Genomic DNA, 14,822 nt, shown 5'->3' with positions numbered 1-14,822 from the left:
ATGGATCAAGGCACGACGTGCGAGTTGCCGAGGTCCTTGAAACTGTAGCGCGGTACCTGAACCCACTGGCCGTCCTTCAATTCAGGCACCTTGTGCACGCGCACCTGGTCGACACTCATTTGGCCGTCCTTTTCGCTGAGCCAGAAATCGATGTCGTAGATTTCGTTCTTGCTGCCTTCGGCGCGAAAGTCGGTGCAGGCGAAGTAGTGGCCGTTGTCGTCGAGCTGGCGGATCGGCTGATGCGTGTCGACGAACTTCAGCTTGAGTTCCTTGCCGGTCTTGTCATCCTTGAGCGTGAACACACCGTCTTTGCTCTGCTTGAGGGCATCCTGCTCCACTGCCGACATGACTTCCCAGCTACGCTTCTGCGCCACATGGCCCGGATGTTCGGAAGCCGGAATCCACCACCACGGAATCGGTTGCCGCGTCACTGCCTGCCATTTGCCCTCGACCTGGGCCGGCGCCTGGTAGATGCGTGTTTCCTCGATATTCAGCTGGCCGTTTTTCGCGGTCACCCAGTAATCGATGAGATATTTCTTCGTCGCATCTTTCGCGTCGTGGAATTTCACGTCGGGAAAGAAGCCGTAGCCGTCGATCGTGCGCGTGAAGTCGATACCGTCGAACGCGAGTTTCAGATGCTCGCCGGTCAACGCGTCCTCGAACGGAAACACGCCGCCATTCGCCGCAAGCTGCGCCTTGATCCGCGTGTTCACCAGCTTCTCCGCATCGCTGCCGTCGAAATCCTGCATCGCCTGCTCGGTCGACTGCACATTGCTCGCCGCCATGAAGCTGCGCGCGCGTTCGAGATTGCCCACGGAGTCTTGCTGGAACGTGGTCTTGGCCGCTTCGTTGCTGAAGCAATAGGCCTTGCCGTCCTTGTCGGTCCAGGTGACCGAGCAATCGGTCATCACATGCCTGCCGGAAGCGAGTCCTTCCGCGTCCTGGCCGCCGAATTGCGGCGCGGCGGCGACGGCTGCGGGTTTGGCCGCGTCCGCGCCCTGCACGCTGTGCCAGGCGCAGGCGAAAAAAACCAGCGCGAGCAAGATAATCAGGCGGCGCACGAGCGCGCGCAGATTGTGTACGGGTAAAGTGAAGTGCATCGGCATCGCAGTCTCCGTCGGGTCGCGGACCCGTTTGCTGGAGTTGTTTCGAGTATACGCCGATCGGAAAAAGTAGCATCATCGTGCGCAGGAAGCGGGACAGTCGCATCGTCGCGGGGTTGTTTGCATGAATAAACAGTTTCAACGATCCTGCATTGTCGTCGCGCGTGAGCTTGTGCGCCTGGCGCTGGCGGCGCTGGTTGTGCTGTCGCCAGCTGCGCTCGCGGTTGGCGAAGTGCAATCGCCGCCCAGCGGCGCTTGGGGGTCCCTGCGTCCGCAGCTCTACGGCGATCGCGAAATCGGCGTGGTCGACGAGAAATTCATGAGCATCGAAGCCCCGGCGAACACGCCCGATCCATCGGCGACGCCGCTGACCTTGCGCTTCGGCGCACAGGCCGTGGGCAAGATCAAACAGGTGCGTTTGATCATCGACAACAATCCGTCGCCGCTCGCAGCGACCATGCAGTTGAAACCCGGCGTACCGGTGGACGAAATCGATCTGCGCGTGCGCATCGACCGCTTCACCTCGGTACGCGCGATCGCGGAAACCGGCGATGGCCGGCTGGAAATGCGCAGCACCTGGGTCAAGGCCAGCGGCGGTTGTTCCGCGCCGCCGAGTGCGAGCGACGGCGGCACGCTGGGCGAAATTCGTTTCCGTCCCTCGGCCGATGCGACGGCGCTGCAAATGAGCATTCGTCACCCGAACAATTCGGGATTCCAGATCGATCCGCGCACGGGCGACGCGATTCCGCCGCATTACATTTCGCATATGCGCGTGAGCGCCGGCGGACAAATCGTGATGGACGTCGATTCGGGGATTTCACTCAGCGAGAATCCGACACTGCGCATTGCGACCAGCACGCCGCTGGCCATGCCGGTCACGCTCGAAGCGACGGATTTGCCGACCCTGGCGCACTACAGCGCAACTTGGGAGCGCGGCGCGGATGCGTCAGCGAAGAGCGGCGGCAGTCGTTGATTCGTTGCGCAATCCACGCTGCACAAGAGTACACATGATCGTTGATGCGGTGTCGCGTTCCGCCCTGCGCTGGTTTGCGGCGGCGGCACTATTCGTTGCGCCATGGATGGCGACGGCTGCGCCGGCTGCGTTCGATCTGCGCGAAGTGGCGCCCGGCGTTTTCGTGCATCTCGGCAAGCCGCTGGCTCTGGATGCGCCCGGGCACGACGATATCGCAAATATCGGTTTCATCGTCGGCACGCGGTGCGTCGCGGTGATCGACACCGGCGGCTCGGTGCGCATCGGCCGCGCGCTGCGCGCGGCAATTCGGCGGCGCACGCCGCTGCCGATCTGCTATGTGATCAACACGCATGTGCACGTCGATCATGTGCTCGGCAACTTCGCCTTCGCGGAAGACCACCCGAGTTTTGTCGGACATGCCGCGCTCGCCGCGGCGCTGGCGCGCAGCCGCGAATTCTTTCTGCGCCAATACACGGACGATTTCGAGGCGCCGGCGACGCCCGCGCAAATCATCGCGCCGGATCGCGGCGTCGAGACCATGCTCGATCTCGACCTCGGCGATCGGCACTTGACTCTGCGCGCATGGCCGAAAGCGCATACCGATTGCGACCTGACCGTGTTCGACGAAAAGACCGCCACACTATGGACCGGCGATCTGCTGTTCCGCGAACGCCTGCCGGCGCTCGATGGCAGTGTGAAGGGCTGGCTTGCGGCGCTCGATGTGCTTGCGCGCATGTCGGTGAAACTGGTCGTGCCGGGACACGGCGGAATCGCGCACGATCTTGCCGCGGCATTGGCGCCCGAGCGGCGCTATCTGCAGGCGCTGGTCGATGGCGTGCGCAGCGAAATTGCGCAGGGCAAACCGATCGACGACGCGATGGCGCATGTCGGCACGGCGGAAAAATCGCATTGGCTGCTGTGGGACAGCACGCATGCGCACAATGTCGCGCGTGCGTATCAGGAACTGGAGTGGGAATAGCGTGCAGCGCCGCGACTTCCTGCGCCTGACCACGCTTGCCGCCGCGGGCAGCGCGTCACGTTCGCTGCGCGCAACGCGCATGTTGGCGAAGGCGCGCGTCGTTATCGCCGGCGGCGGCTTTGCCGGTTCGGCTTGCGCACTTGAACTGCGCCGCATCGATCCGTCGCTCGACGTCGTGCTCATCGATCCGGATGAGCGCTATGTCACCTGCCCGATGAGCAACGAGGTCATCGTCGGCTTGCGTGAACTACGCTCGATCACGTTGTCGCGTGCCGGTCTCACGCGCGCGGGCGTGCGCTGGATCGCCGATCGCGTGGCGAACGTCGACCACGAACATCGCCGTGTGCGGCTGGCGCATGGCAACGTCGTCGAGTACGACCGTCTGGTCGTCGCTCCAGGTATCCGCTTCCTGTGGAATTCGCCGCAGGGTTACGACGAAGCTGCGGCGCAGCGCATGCCGCACGCATGGCAGGCGGGCGCGCAGACGATATTACTCGCCGGCCAGTTGCGCGAGATGCAGAACGGTGGCGTGGTCGCAATCAGCGTGCCGTCCGGCTTGATGCGCTGTCCGCCCGCGCCTTACGAGCGCGCCAGTCTGATCGCGCATTACCTCAGGCAGCACAAGCCGCGCGCGAAAGTGTTGATCTTCGACGCGAACAATCGCTTTCCGAGACAGGACCAGTTTACCGATGCTTGGCAGGAATTCTATCCGGGCATGATCGAGTGGATTCCCATGACCCAGGACGGCAGCGTTGTCCGCGTCGATGTGCAGAAGAACACTTTGTATACAGCGCACGGCGCGCATGCGGTTGCGGTCGCGAACATCATCCCGGCGCAAGCGCCTGGCCAGCTCGCTCTCGACACCGGGCTGGCGAGCGGCCACGGCTGGTGCCCGATCAAATCGGACTCGTTCGAGTCGCGCCTGCTCGAAAACGTGCATGTAATCGGTGACGCCTGCATCGCCGACGCGATGCCGAAATCCGCGTCGACCGCCCATAGCCAAGCGCAGCAATGCGCGCGTGCGATTGCCGCGGCGCTCGATGGCCGCGAGCCGCCTGCAGCGGTGCTGGACAGTGTGTGTTACAGCACGCTCGCACCGGGTCGCGAACTCGCGATCCGCGGAAATTTTCATGTGGTGAACGGCGAGATCCGGCAGATCGAAGCCGAAGGCGTCGCCAATGCCGGTACACCGGCGTCGGCGTCCGCACGCGTGCATGAGGCGAACGACTGGTATAAAAGTATCGTTGCGGACTCGTTCGGCGTTTGAATTGCGCGTGGGAATCCGTCCGCTGGCGATTCAGTGCGTGGTGCCCGCCGCGAAATGCAGGTCGTCGCGCGTCGTCAACGCCGTTTCCAGACCAAGCCGCACAGCCTCGATCATCGTCTCCAGCGCCATGCTCGGCGCATTGGCGAAGCGCGCAGCCTGTTGCGGCAGATACGGCACATGCACAAAGCCGCCGCGCGTGCGCGGATACTGCGTCGCCAGCCGGTGCACCAGACCGAAGAACACCTGATTGCAGACGAAAGTGCCGGCGCTATGCGACAGCGCGGCGGGAATTCCGGCGTCGTGCAATCGTGTCAGCATCGCCTTCAACGGCAATGTGGAAAAGTACGCATTGGGCGCATTTTCCACCACCGGCGCATCGACCGGCTGCGCGCCTGCGTTGTCGGCGATGCGTGCATCGACCAGATTGATCGCGACGCGCTCCAGCGAAATCTCGCTGCGTCCACCGGCCTGGCCGAGCGCGAGCACAAGACTGGGTCGATGCTTGGCGATCAGTGCGTCGAGCGCTCGGAGCGAGCGCGCGAATTCGGTCGGCAATTCGGCGCCGACGATGCGATGCCCGGCGATGGTTTCGCCATCGAGCGCGCGTGCGATTTCGAGCGACGGATTGATCGCTTCGCCAGCGAACGGCGCAAATCCGGTGATCAAAGCCGTGGGCAAGGCGGTTTTCTTTTTGCTCGTGCGTTTCATCGAAAGATCAACCACGCCATCAGCAATAGATTGACCGTGAGCAGTGCGAACGCGGTCGGCAGTTGCGCGCGGATCACTGCGTATTCGTCCGGGAGTTCCAGCAGCACGGCGGGCACGATATTGAAATTCGCCGCCATCGGCGTGAGCAAGGTGCCACAGTAGCCGGTGAGCATGCCGAGCGAGCCGAGCACGGCGGGCGCGGCGCCGTGCTTGAGCACGAGCAGGGGCAGGCCGATGCCGGCCATCATCACCGGAAACGCGGCAAACGCGTTGCCCATGATCGTGGTGAACAGCACCATGCCGAGCGCAAACGCGGCGAGGCAGGCGTAGCGATTGTCGACCGGGATCACCGCGCCGACAAGCGACGCGACCGCGTCGCCGACGCCGGTCGCGGCGAACACGCTGCCGAGCGTGGCCAGCACCATCGGCAGCAACGCGGCGCTGCCGAGCGTGTCGAGCAGGCGCCGACCTTCGCTCAATGCCTGCGTCGCCGGCGCACGCGTCGTGCGCCGGGCGACGAGCAGGGCGATGACGCAGGCAAGGCCGAGCGCGACCAGGGTGGGTTGCGCCTTGTCGAGCAGCGGCGCGCCGTTCCAGACCAGGAAACGCGCGCCCAATACGAGGGCGAGCGTCGCCAGCGGAATCGCCAAGGCCGGCACGAACAGGCGATTGCCCAGGCGCCGCGCGGAATCGCGGCGTTCGTCGATGGACGCAGCGTCGGGGTGCAGCGTGCCGCTGGCGGCAAGCAGACCGAGCGCGATCACGCCGAGTCCCATCATCTGCGCCGGCCAGTGCGTGCCGGCCGCGGTCGCGTGCTGGATCCATTCGCCGAAGCCGAACGGGCAGGCGAGCACCGCCCAGAACGCGGCCACTGCCCAACGCCGCTCGCGTAGATTGAACCAGGCTACGACGGCGAGCAACGCGCCGATCAGCCAGTAGATGGCCTCAAGCCGCAACATCGCCGGCCTCGGTTGTCGGCACATGCGCGCGTTCGAGTGTGCGCTGGAACCAGCAGATGCGGATCGCGTGTATGACGAACGCGCAGATCGCGGTCGGGAGCGCCCACAACGCGATCGCCAGCGGCTCCATATGGATGCCGTTGCGCTCGTAGAAACCCTGGATCAGCAGCACCGCGCCGAACGCAAGAAACACATCCTCGCCGAAGAAGCGGCCGATATTGTCGGTCGCCGCTGCCAGCGCGCGCACGCGCGCACGTTCGGCATCCGGCAGAGGCCGTGCGCCGCCGTGTTCGGCGGCCGCTTCGCTCATCGGTGCGACCAGCGGACGCACGGTCTGCGCGTGTCCGGCGAGATCGATCAGACCGAACATCGACAGCACCTGACGCGCACCGAGATAAGCAATCAGCAGGCGCGCGAGCGAGAGGTTGCGAAAGCTCGTGATCCACGCCTGCGCGTGCTCGCGCAGGCCGTAGCGTTCGAGCAGGCCGATCACCGGCAGAGTGAGCACGAACAGCAGCAGCGCGCGATTGCTGACGAACGAATTGCCGAGCAGGGCGAGCAGGTCGCCGATGCTCATGCCCGCGGCGAGCGCGCTGGCGACACCGGCTGCGACCACCACCAGTACCGGATTGCGCTTGAGCGCGAAGCCGGCGACGACGACGGCGATGCCGATCAGCGGCCAGTAGTTCATGTCGAGCCTTGCGCCGTTGCGGCCACGGCAATACCAGCGGCGCGCAGCGCGGCGTGCAGGCGCTTCGCGAACAACGCTGCATCGGGACGGTCGCCATGCACGCAGATCGTGTCGGCGCGAATGCGCAGCGACTTGCCGTCCGCCGTTTCCACTTTTTCATTTTTTGCAATCTGTACTGCTTGCGCCGCAGCCGTATCGATATCGTCGATCACTGCGCCGGCCTCGCGGCGCGGAACTAGCGAGCCGTCGGCGTTGTAGCGGCGGTCGGCGAAGGCTTCGTGGGCGACGGTGAGCCCGATCTGTACGCCCGCCTGCGGCAGTGCGCTGCCAGCCAGGCCGAACAAAATCAGCTGCGGATCGAAATCGCGCACGGCGCCGGCGATCGCATCGGCGAGCTTTGCGTCCTTCGCCGCCATGTTGTACAGCGCGCCATGCGGCTTGACATGATGCAGGCGGACGGCTTGCGCGCGGGCGAACGCAGCCAGCGCGCCGAGTTGGTAGAGCGTGAGCGCATGCGCCTCTGCCGGCGAGATCTGCATCTCGCGCCGTCCGAAGCCCTGCAGATCGGGCAGCGAGACATGCGCGCCGATCGCCACGTGGTGCTGCTTCGCCAGAAGCACGCTGCGCTGCATCGTGGAGAAGTCGCCGGCGTGAAAGCCGCAGGCGATGTTCGCCGAGCTGATCCACGGCATCACTTGCGCATCCTGGCCCATGGTCCAGGCACCGAAGGATTCGCCCATATCGCAATTGAGATCGATGGCCATTCAGTAAGGATGCTCAAGACGTTGCCGGATCGTATCGCGCAAACGCGTCAGTGCCTGCTCGCGTTCAAGATAACGCATTTGCGCGTCGGCGAGATCGGTTTGCGCGAAGCGTACGCTGTCGCCGGGGCGGCGCTGGGCCAGATGCGGTTGATCGACCGCGATCACCTGTGCGATGCGCGGATAGCCGCCGGTCGTCGGCGCTTCGGCGGTCAATACGATCGGCACGCCGCCGGGCGGCAGCTGCACGGCGCCGGGCACGCTTCCGGCGGAAATCAGCTCGAGCGGCTCGCGCAGCATCAGCGGCACGCCTTCGAGACGAAAGCCGACGCGATTGGAATCGATGCCGATGCGAAAGCTCGCGCCGAACAAGGCCCGTTGCGAGGCGTCATCGAGCCGCGCGAAATGAGTGCCGGCGATCGCGCGAATCGGTCGCTGCGCGTCGTGCCAGAACCACGGCGTCGGATCCAGCGACCAGTTGCCGGCGGCGAAGGCGGCGTTGCGATCGCGATCGAGCGCGCGCCACAAGTCCGCACATATGGCGCGCGCTGCGGTGACCGTTGGCAGCACGTCATTCGGGGCCAACGGACGCGCGATCGGTCCGAGTTGCGCATTCACATCGGTGCTGCGGCTGCCAATCACAGGCGCCAGATCGATGCCGCCGGCAATCGCAAGATATGCGCGCGCACCGTGGCGCATGCCGCCGAACACAACCTCGCTGCCCGCACGCAGCAGCAGCGGGCGCCAAGCTGGCAGCGCGCGGTCGCCGCAGTGCGTGTCGATTTCGGCGCCGGTGATCGCGATCAGGTTGTCCGTTTCGAAAATCAGGCGCGGGCCACGCAGAGTGAATTCCAGCGCTGCGGCATTTTCCGCATTGCCGACGAGCATGTTCGCCAGCCGCAATGCGACCGCGTCCATCGCACCGGCTGCGCCGACGCCGATCGCTGCGTGTCCCCGACGACCCGCGTCCTGTACGGTCGTCAGCAGTCCGGGCGAGACGACGCGAATGCTCATCCTTGCAGTTTCGCGAACGCGTGCGCATCGATCGCGCGAAAGCGTACGCGTTGACTCGGCGCGAGCAGGGCGGGCGGATCGCGCGCCGCATCGAACAGCGCCAGCGGCGTGCGCCCGATGATCTGCCAGCCACCGGGCAGGTCGCGCGGATAGATGCCGGTCTGCGCACCGCCGATTGCGACCGAGCCCGCTGGTACTCGCGTGCGCGGCTGCGCGCGGCGCGGCGTATGCAATACGGGGTCGAGGCCGAGCAGATACGGAAATCCCGGCGCGAAACCGAGCATGGCGACGCGATACGCGCCCGCAAGGTGGCGCGCAATCACGGTATCGACGTCGAGCTGCGCGAGCGCGGCGACCTCGGCCAGATCCGGGCCGAACTCGCCGCCGTAGCAGATCGGAATTTCGACTGCGGGCAGGCTTTTCCCCGCCGCGGAAATATTGCAATTTTCCACAAAGTCGCAAAGGCGTGCGGCGAGGCGTGCGCCCGGTGGCTCCTGCGCGCCCGATTCGTTCCACGCCGCCGGATCGTAATGCACCGTGATGCTTGCGTAGGCCGGCACGATATCGCGCACGCCGGGCAGCGCCGCGCCACGCAACGCCTGCACAACGGCGTGCACGCGTGCGCTCAGGGCGGCATCGACACGTTCGCCAAAACGCAGCAGCAGCGCGCTGTCGCCAAGCCATTCGATATCGGCGCCAGTCACGGCGCCGGCGGCAGATCGAGCGCGGCGCGCAGTTGCGCTAGCTGCACGGTCAACGGATCGGCGGTGTAGGGCACACGTTCGCCGACACCCCATACCGGTCTGGGCCAGGCCGCGTCACGCGCGAAACGCGCGATCACGTGCACATGCAGTTGCGCGATGACATTGCCGAGCGCGGCGATATTCAATTTGTCGGGTGCGTACAGCCGACGCAGCGCTTGCGCGCAGCTCTCGACCTCGTCGAGCAGGGCGTGCTGCTGCGCACGGGGCAGATCGATCAGGTCGCGCATGCCGGTGACGCGCGGCACGAGGATCAGCCACGGAAAGCGTGCGTCGTCCATAAGCAGCACGCGTGACAGGGACAAATCACCGACGCGGTGCGTATCCGCCACGAGTTGCCGGTCGACGGCAAAATCGGCGACAGCGCCCGGCATAAGCGCGTCAGGCTCCGGCCGTCGCGGCGAGATTCCGACCAAAGAATGCCAGCGTGCGTTCGCGCGCCAGTTTCGCGCTGGCCGCTGCGTAGTGAGTTGGGTCGACGTCACGATCGAAGGCATGTCCGGCCGGATAGGTATAAATTTCCACTTGACCCGCCCGGATCGCTTCCGCGTAGCCGTCGCGATGACGCTGCACGGCTGCGGCGGGAATCGAGTTGTCCTGCTCGCCGAAATGGAACTGCACCGGCGCTGCGAGCGGCTGATCGAGAATCTGCACATTGCGCGCGCCGTAGTAGCTCACCGCAGGCAGACCGAGCCTGACCGCGGACAGCAGGGCGATCGTGCCGCCCCAGCAATAGCCCACGACGCCGACTTTGCCGACCGAGGCGATCGACTGTGCCGCGCTGGCGACATCTTCGACGGCGAGATCGAAACTGATCTCGCCGACCAAGGCGCGGCCGCGAGCAAAGTTCGCTTCGTCGTAGCCGAGTTCGGCGCCTCTTTCGACGTGATCGAAGAACGCCGGCGCGATCGCGGCGTAACCGTGCGCGGCGAAGCGGTCGACCACGCTGCGCACCCATGCGTTGACGCCGAAGATCTCCTGTACCACGACGATGCCGCCACGCGCCTGCTCGCGTGGGCGTGCCATGTAGGCGCCGATGCACTGCATGCGTGAGGTGCCGAGTTGCATGAATTCGCCCATGAGACTTGCTCTCGATAGTTGGGCCGGCGCAGGCCACATTGCGGATCGAACCGCCGCAAACGCGATCGGCCGGTGCGATCGGGAGCCTAGTGTAAACTTGCAACGATATTCCTGCGCGATCAAGACCCGATGTCCAGAGTTTCGCCCAAAGTCGGTTTCGTCAGCCTCGGCTGCCCCAAGGCCCTGGTCGATTCCGAACGCATCCTGACCCAGCTGCGCGTGGAGGGTTACCAGATCGTGCCGAGTTACGACGCGGCCGACGTCGTCGTCGTCAACACCTGCGGTTTCATCGATGCGGCGGTGGCCGAATCGCTTGATGCGATCGGCGAGGCGCTGCAGGAAAACGGCAAGGTTATCGTCACCGGCTGCCTGGGCAAGCGCGCCGACGTGATTCGCGAAGCGCATCCGGGCGTGCTCGCTATCACCGGTCCGCAGGACTATGCGAGCGTGATGAACGCGGTGCACGCGCAAGTGCCACAGCGGCATGATCCGCATCTGGATCTGGTGCCTGCGCAAGGCATCAAGCTCACGCCGAAACACTACGCGTATCTGAAGATTTCCGAAGGCTGCAATCACAGATGCACCTTTTGCATCATCCCGTCGATGCGCGGCGATCTGGTTTCGCGCCCGGTCGATGAGGTGCTGCTCGAAGCGGAGCGGCTGGTCAAGAGCGGCGTGCGCGAACTGCTGGTGATTTCGCAGGACACAAGTGCCTACGGGGTCGACATGAAATATGCGGCGCGCGACTGGCACGGCAAGTCGGTGCGCACGCGCATGACCGAGCTGTGCGCGAGCCTTGGCGAACTCGGTGCCTGGGTGCGTCTGCATTACGTCTATCCCTATCCGCATGTCGACGAAGTGATTCCGCTGATGGCCGAGGAGAAAATCCTGCCGTATCTGGATATTCCGTTTCAGCATTCGAGTCCGCGCATCCTGAAACTGATGAAGCGGCCCGCGGCGAGCGCGAAGACGCTCGAACGCGTGCAGGCATGGCGCCGACAGTGTCCCGAACTCACCTTGCGCAGCACGTTTATCGTCGGCTTTCCGGGCGAGACCGAAGCGGAGTTCGAGGAGTTGCTCGGTTTCCTTGACGAAGCGCAGCTCGATCGCGTCGGCGCGTTCGCCTACTCGCCGGTCGATGGCGCCAAGGCGAATGAATTGCCGGGTGCGGTGGCGGAGGAACTCAAGCAGGAGCGCCTCGAACGTTTCATGGAAACGCAGGCACGCATCAGCGCGCAGCGCCTGAAGCGCAAGATCGGCAGCCGGCTGCAAGCCTTGGTCGATCAGGTCGACAAGGATGGCGCGGTCGCGCGCACCGCGGCGGATGCGCCGGAAATCGACGGCGTGCTGCGCATCGTCGACGGGCAGAAACTCAAACCCGGTCAGTTCGTCGACGTGCATATCGATGCGGCGGACGAGCACGATCTGAGCGGACACCTGGTGACGTGAATGCGTTTCATCGCCCCCGCGCGCGAGGCGGTCGATCCAGCGGTCTTCGCGCGACTGCCGCTGTCGTATTGGAGCGAGTTCGCTGCGCTGCTCGGAGCACAGGAATGGCCGTCCGTCGCCGATCTTGATGCGTTGCGTGACAAAGTACAAAATGAGACAAAGGATACGTTGCCCCATTTCGTCGCGCAGTCACCGCAACTGCTGGGTGACGGCCTGCACTATGAGGCGCGCATCGCAGAGCGCGGCATCGTCGCCACACGCGAGCGCAACTGGCACGATCTGCTCAATGCGCTGATCTGGCTGCGCTATCCGGCGCTGAAGTCCGCGTTGAACGCGCGTCAGGTCGCGGAGATCGCGCTGATCGGCGCCAAGCAGCGCACGCGCGCGCAATATGCGCTCACCCATTTCGACGAAGGCGGCGCGATCGTGCAGCTGCGCGATCCGGCGTTGCTCGAACTCTGGGATGCGCACGATTGGCACGGCCTGTTCTGGCGCGAACGCGCGGTTTGGCGGGACGGCAGCATCGCAGTCCATGTGTTCGGCCATGCTCTGCTGGAGCATGCCTTGAATCCCAATGCATTGTTTGTCGGCAAGGCGCTGGTCGTCGCAATGCGCGATCCAGCTAACGATTCACTGGCGGATATCGCCGCCGCGATCCGCGCCGGCGATCTGCTCAACGATCCGCAGGAATTGCGGCCGTTGCCGCTCTCCGGCATTCCGGGTTGGCACGCGGACAACGAGCGCGAGGCGTTCTATGCCGATACACCCTGCTTCAGGCCGTTGCGCGAAGGCAGGCGCTACCCGCCGCTGGGCTATTCGGCGCGAATCGGCCCTTCGTAACTCACCGCGACCACGGCAAACCGGCGCCGGCCGCCCGGCAACTCGGCGTCGAATTCGTCGTCGACGTGTTTTTTCAGCGCCGCGCGCGCAAGCGGCGAATCGATGCTGATATAACCCATGGCCGCGTCGGTTTCATCGGGACCGACGATGCGCAGGTGCTGCGCATTGCCAGCCTCGTCTTCGATCGTGAACCAGGCGCCGAAGAAAATCGCGCCGCAATCGCCGGGCTTGGTGTCCGCGACTTTCAGCAGCGGCAGGCGCTTGCTCAGATAGCGCACGCGGCGGTCGATTTCGCCGAGCTGTTTCTTGCGATACGTGTACTCGGCGTTCTCCGAACGATCGCCTTCGGCTGCCGCGGCGGCGAGCGCCTTGACCACCTCGGGCCGGCGCACGCGCCACAGGTCGTCGAGCTCGGCCTTGAGCCTGAGCTGACCTTCCGCGGTGATCAGCGCCGTCGATGCAGCTTGCGCAGGGCGCCAACGGCTCATGGCAGGGAGTTGGTGTTAATCATCATCGATGTCTTATGCCAGAGGCATGCGCGCGGCTCAAGTGCACCACGAGTGCGGCAGATGTATACAATCGGCCACGTTCAGGTCATGGGGAACTGCGCTTGCTGATCGTGCCGCTGCATCGCCGCCTTGGCCGCGCGAATTTTCCGTGGGTGACGGCCGCGTTGATCCTCGCGAATTGCTTCGTCTTCTTTGCCCTGCAATCCGGCGACGAGCGCGTGGCCGAGCGCGCGTTCGATTACTACCGCCAGACCGGGCTGGAGCGCATCGAATTTCCCGCTTTCACCGATTGGTTGCACTCGCGCAGCGGCGACGCGCAGACGTTGCAGGTAATGCAACATGCACCGGACGAGCTCAAGCTGCAGTTGCTGCAGGCCGATGCGGATTTTCTCGCCGCACTGCATGCCGATCGCGTGATCGACCTCGCGCGTGAGGACTACGCGGACTGGCATCAGAAGCGCGCCGAGTTCGATCGAATCTGGTCGAGCGCGTTCACCGAACGCTACGAATTGCGTTTTTCCGAGATCGATCCTGCGCGCCTGTTCGGTGCGATGTTCCTGCATGGCGGCATCGGCCACCTGATCGGCAACATGATCTTCCTCGCCGTGCTCGGCCTGCTGGTCGAAGGCGCGCTCGGGCCGGTGCTGTTTCTCGCGGTGTATCTCGCCGGCGGACTCGGTGCGGGGCTGGTCAGCCTGGCCTGGCGCTGGGGCGAACACGGCGCGGCACTCGGTGCGTCGGGGGCGATCGCCGCGCTGATGGGCGCGTACTGCGTGCTCTGGGGCGTGCGCAAGGTGCGCGTCTTCTACTGGTTCTTCGTCGTATTCGACTACGTGCGCGTGCCCGCCCTGTGGCTGCTGCCGTTCTGGCTGGGTTGGGAAGTATTGAATCTGCTGCTCAATCGCGGCGCGCATGTCGGCTTCGATGCACACGCTGGCGGCATACTTTGCGGGGCATTGCTCGCGCTCGGCGTGCGTCGCGCCGGCTGGGAGCGGCAAGACTTTATGGCCGAGGACGAACGCGCCGAGCAGCGCAACGACAACGTCGCGCGCCTGCAGCAGGCCTTGCAGCATCTGGGCAAGCTCGACATTGCCGCCGCGCAGGAATTGCTGCAGCAGGTCGACCGGGACGAACCCGGCCAACTGCCGGCGCTGGTCGCCCTCTATCGTTGCGCGCGCTACGCCGGCAAGCCCGCGGAACTGGATGTCGCTGCGCGCCGCGTGCTCACGTTCGACGCACGCCGCGGAGACGAATTGCGTGAACTCAAAGCGGTTTACGACGACTATGCCAAAGCTTGCGACGGTGCGCCGCGCTTGTCCGCGGACTTGCTGCTGCGCCTGGCGCAATCATGGCTGCGCATCGACCTCGACGCGGATGCGCAGACTTTGCTGGACACGCTTGCGGCACAGTCGCCGCAGCCGGCCGGGCTGGACGCGGCGTGGTTCGGATTCGCCCAGCGCGCCGCGGAGAACACGCCGCAGCGGCGCGCGCGGCTTGAGTTTATTTTGCACCAATTTCCACAAAGCAACTTCGCCAGGAAAGCTCAGTTCCTGCTCGATCAGACCTGAAATCCAGTGGTGCTAGTGTGTCCTTCCGCATGTGACTTCTTGCAAAGCAATAGATATATCCCTTCTCCCGCTGGCGGGAGAAGGTGCCGAAGGCGGATGAGGGTGGTACCAACTAAGCGCTCGCTATTCCATGTTGCGCCACCCTCACCCGGCACGCTAC

At 64.8% G+C, this 14,822-nt stretch carries 16 protein-coding genes; 6 read left to right on the top strand and 10 right to left on the bottom strand.

All coding sequences use genetic code 11. The features are described from left to right. Nucleotides 1–5 precede the first annotated feature (5 nt). Nucleotides 6–1,106: a hypothetical protein gene (locus VIE67_RS04290; RefSeq protein WP_332023606.1), complete on the bottom strand. Its 1,101-nt coding sequence runs from the start codon at nucleotides 1,104–1,106 to the stop codon at nucleotides 6–8. 121 nt (nucleotides 1,107–1,227) lie between these two features. On the opposite strand from VIE67_RS04290, the gene VIE67_RS04285 reads away from it, so the two are divergent. Genes VIE67_RS04285 through VIE67_RS04275 form a run of 3 tightly spaced genes read left to right on the top strand, consistent with a single transcriptional unit; the run spans nucleotide 1,228 to nucleotide 4,322 of the window. After that, a complete protein-coding gene (locus tag VIE67_RS04285; RefSeq protein WP_332023604.1) occupies nucleotides 1,228–2,076 on the top strand; it encodes a quinoprotein dehydrogenase-associated SoxYZ-like carrier in 849 nt (282 codons plus the stop codon). Between the two features lie 34 nt (nucleotides 2,077–2,110). Continuing rightward, entirely contained in the window at nucleotides 2,111–3,055 is a 945-nt protein-coding gene (locus tag VIE67_RS04280; protein ID WP_332023602.1) for a quinoprotein relay system zinc metallohydrolase 2, read from the top strand. A gap of 1 nt (nucleotide 3,056) precedes the next feature. Then, the gene (locus tag VIE67_RS04275; protein WP_332023600.1) at nucleotides 3,057–4,322 is read left to right on the top strand and encodes an FAD-dependent oxidoreductase; all 1,266 of its coding nucleotides are present in this window, start codon (nucleotides 3,057–3,059) and stop codon (nucleotides 4,320–4,322) included. A gap of 30 nt (nucleotides 4,323–4,352) precedes the next feature. On the opposite strand, the gene pcp is transcribed toward VIE67_RS04275, so the two are convergent. The 8 genes from pcp to VIE67_RS04235 are packed head-to-tail and all read right to left on the bottom strand — an operon-like array spanning nucleotide 4,353 to nucleotide 10,296. Further along, entirely contained in the window at nucleotides 4,353–5,030 is a 678-nt protein-coding gene (gene pcp, locus VIE67_RS04270) for a pyroglutamyl-peptidase I (RefSeq protein ID WP_332023598.1), read from the bottom strand. Then, a complete protein-coding gene (locus tag VIE67_RS04265) occupies nucleotides 5,027–5,989 on the bottom strand; it encodes a DUF979 domain-containing protein (protein ID WP_332023596.1) in 963 nt (320 codons plus the stop codon). Before VIE67_RS04265 ends, pcp begins: the two co-directional genes overlap by 4 nt. After that, nucleotides 5,976–6,680, bottom strand: coding sequence for a DUF969 domain-containing protein (locus VIE67_RS04260; RefSeq protein WP_332023594.1), 705 nt, complete (start codon nucleotides 6,678–6,680; stop codon nucleotides 5,976–5,978). The genes VIE67_RS04265 and VIE67_RS04260 overlap by 14 nt, the downstream gene beginning before the upstream one ends. Then, a complete protein-coding gene (locus tag VIE67_RS04255; RefSeq protein ID WP_332023592.1) occupies nucleotides 6,677–7,444 on the bottom strand; it encodes a 5-oxoprolinase subunit PxpA in 768 nt (255 codons plus the stop codon). The genes VIE67_RS04260 and VIE67_RS04255 overlap by 4 nt, the downstream gene beginning before the upstream one ends. Then, the gene (locus tag VIE67_RS04250) at nucleotides 7,445–8,455 is read right to left on the bottom strand and encodes a 5-oxoprolinase subunit C family protein (protein ID WP_332023590.1); all 1,011 of its coding nucleotides are present in this window, start codon (nucleotides 8,453–8,455) and stop codon (nucleotides 7,445–7,447) included. It abuts the gene before it with no gap. Next, the gene (gene pxpB / locus VIE67_RS04245; RefSeq protein WP_332023588.1) at nucleotides 8,452–9,159 is read right to left on the bottom strand and encodes a 5-oxoprolinase subunit PxpB; all 708 of its coding nucleotides are present in this window, start codon (nucleotides 9,157–9,159) and stop codon (nucleotides 8,452–8,454) included. Before pxpB ends, VIE67_RS04250 begins: the two co-directional genes overlap by 4 nt. Continuing rightward, nucleotides 9,156–9,590, bottom strand: a complete 435-nt coding sequence (locus VIE67_RS04240; RefSeq protein WP_332023586.1) for an HIT domain-containing protein — start codon at nucleotides 9,588–9,590, stop codon at nucleotides 9,156–9,158. Before VIE67_RS04240 ends, pxpB begins: the two co-directional genes overlap by 4 nt. A 7-nt stretch (nucleotides 9,591–9,597) precedes the next feature. Further along, entirely contained in the window at nucleotides 9,598–10,296 is a 699-nt protein-coding gene (locus tag VIE67_RS04235; RefSeq protein ID WP_332023583.1) for a dienelactone hydrolase family protein, read from the bottom strand. A 129-nt stretch (nucleotides 10,297–10,425) separates the two neighbouring features. Between VIE67_RS04235 and rimO the strand changes: the two genes are divergently transcribed. Next, nucleotides 10,426–11,745, top strand: a complete 1,320-nt coding sequence (gene rimO, locus VIE67_RS04230) for a 30S ribosomal protein S12 methylthiotransferase RimO (RefSeq protein WP_332023581.1) — start codon at nucleotides 10,426–10,428, stop codon at nucleotides 11,743–11,745. Further along, nucleotides 11,746–12,585 (top strand): DUF3025 domain-containing protein, encoded by an 840-nt coding sequence (locus VIE67_RS04225; RefSeq protein ID WP_332023579.1) that lies wholly within the window; start codon nucleotides 11,746–11,748, stop codon nucleotides 12,583–12,585. It begins immediately after the preceding gene. Here the strand turns inward: VIE67_RS04225 and greB are convergent. Further along, nucleotides 12,558–13,073, bottom strand: a complete 516-nt coding sequence (gene greB, locus VIE67_RS04220) for a transcription elongation factor GreB (RefSeq protein WP_332023577.1) — start codon at nucleotides 13,071–13,073, stop codon at nucleotides 12,558–12,560. The two genes, VIE67_RS04225 and greB, sit on opposite strands and share 28 nt — an antisense overlap. A 131-nt stretch (nucleotides 13,074–13,204) precedes the next feature. Here greB and VIE67_RS04215 point away from each other — a divergent pair, with 131 nt between their 5' ends. Beyond that, nucleotides 13,205–14,662 carry a rhomboid family intramembrane serine protease gene (locus VIE67_RS04215; RefSeq protein WP_332023644.1) on the top strand — a complete coding sequence of 486 codons (1,458 nt, stop codon included), beginning with the start codon at nucleotides 13,205–13,207 and terminating at the stop codon, nucleotides 14,660–14,662. Nucleotides 14,663–14,822 lie beyond the last annotated feature (160 nt).

This window comes from Rudaea sp., assembly GCF_036560865.1.
Lineage (GTDB): Bacteria > Pseudomonadota > Gammaproteobacteria > Xanthomonadales > Rhodanobacteraceae > Rudaea.
This window is presented reverse-complemented; position numbering and strand designations above follow the sequence as displayed.

Coding starts and splice junctions, on each gene's coding strand:
- VIE67_RS04290 (WP_332023606.1), bottom strand. CDS start 1,106: ATGCCGATGCACTTCACTTTACCCGTACACAATCTGCGCGCGCTCGTG.
- VIE67_RS04285 (WP_332023604.1), top strand. CDS start 1,228: ATGAATAAACAGTTTCAACGATCCTGCATTGTCGTCGCGCGTGAGCTT.
- VIE67_RS04280 (WP_332023602.1), top strand. CDS start 2,111: ATGATCGTTGATGCGGTGTCGCGTTCCGCCCTGCGCTGGTTTGCGGCG.
- pcp (WP_332023598.1), bottom strand. CDS start 5,030: ATGAAACGCACGAGCAAAAAGAAAACCGCCTTGCCCACGGCTTTGATC.
- VIE67_RS04265 (WP_332023596.1), bottom strand. CDS start 5,989: ATGTTGCGGCTTGAGGCCATCTACTGGCTGATCGGCGCGTTGCTCGCC.
- VIE67_RS04260 (WP_332023594.1), bottom strand. CDS start 6,680: ATGAACTACTGGCCGCTGATCGGCATCGCCGTCGTCGTCGCCGGCTTC.
- VIE67_RS04255 (WP_332023592.1), bottom strand. CDS start 7,444: ATGGCCATCGATCTCAATTGCGATATGGGCGAATCCTTCGGTGCCTGG.
- VIE67_RS04250 (WP_332023590.1), bottom strand. CDS start 8,455: ATGAGCATTCGCGTCGTCTCGCCCGGACTGCTGACGACCGTACAGGAC.
- VIE67_RS04240 (WP_332023586.1), bottom strand. CDS start 9,590: ATGCCGGGCGCTGTCGCCGATTTTGCCGTCGACCGGCAACTCGTGGCG.
- VIE67_RS04235 (WP_332023583.1), bottom strand. CDS start 10,296: ATGGGCGAATTCATGCAACTCGGCACCTCACGCATGCAGTGCATCGGC.
- rimO (WP_332023581.1), top strand. CDS start 10,426: ATGTCCAGAGTTTCGCCCAAAGTCGGTTTCGTCAGCCTCGGCTGCCCC.
- VIE67_RS04225 (WP_332023579.1), top strand. CDS start 11,746: ATGCGTTTCATCGCCCCCGCGCGCGAGGCGGTCGATCCAGCGGTCTTC.
- greB (WP_332023577.1), bottom strand. CDS start 13,073: ATGAGCCGTTGGCGCCCTGCGCAAGCTGCATCGACGGCGCTGATCACC.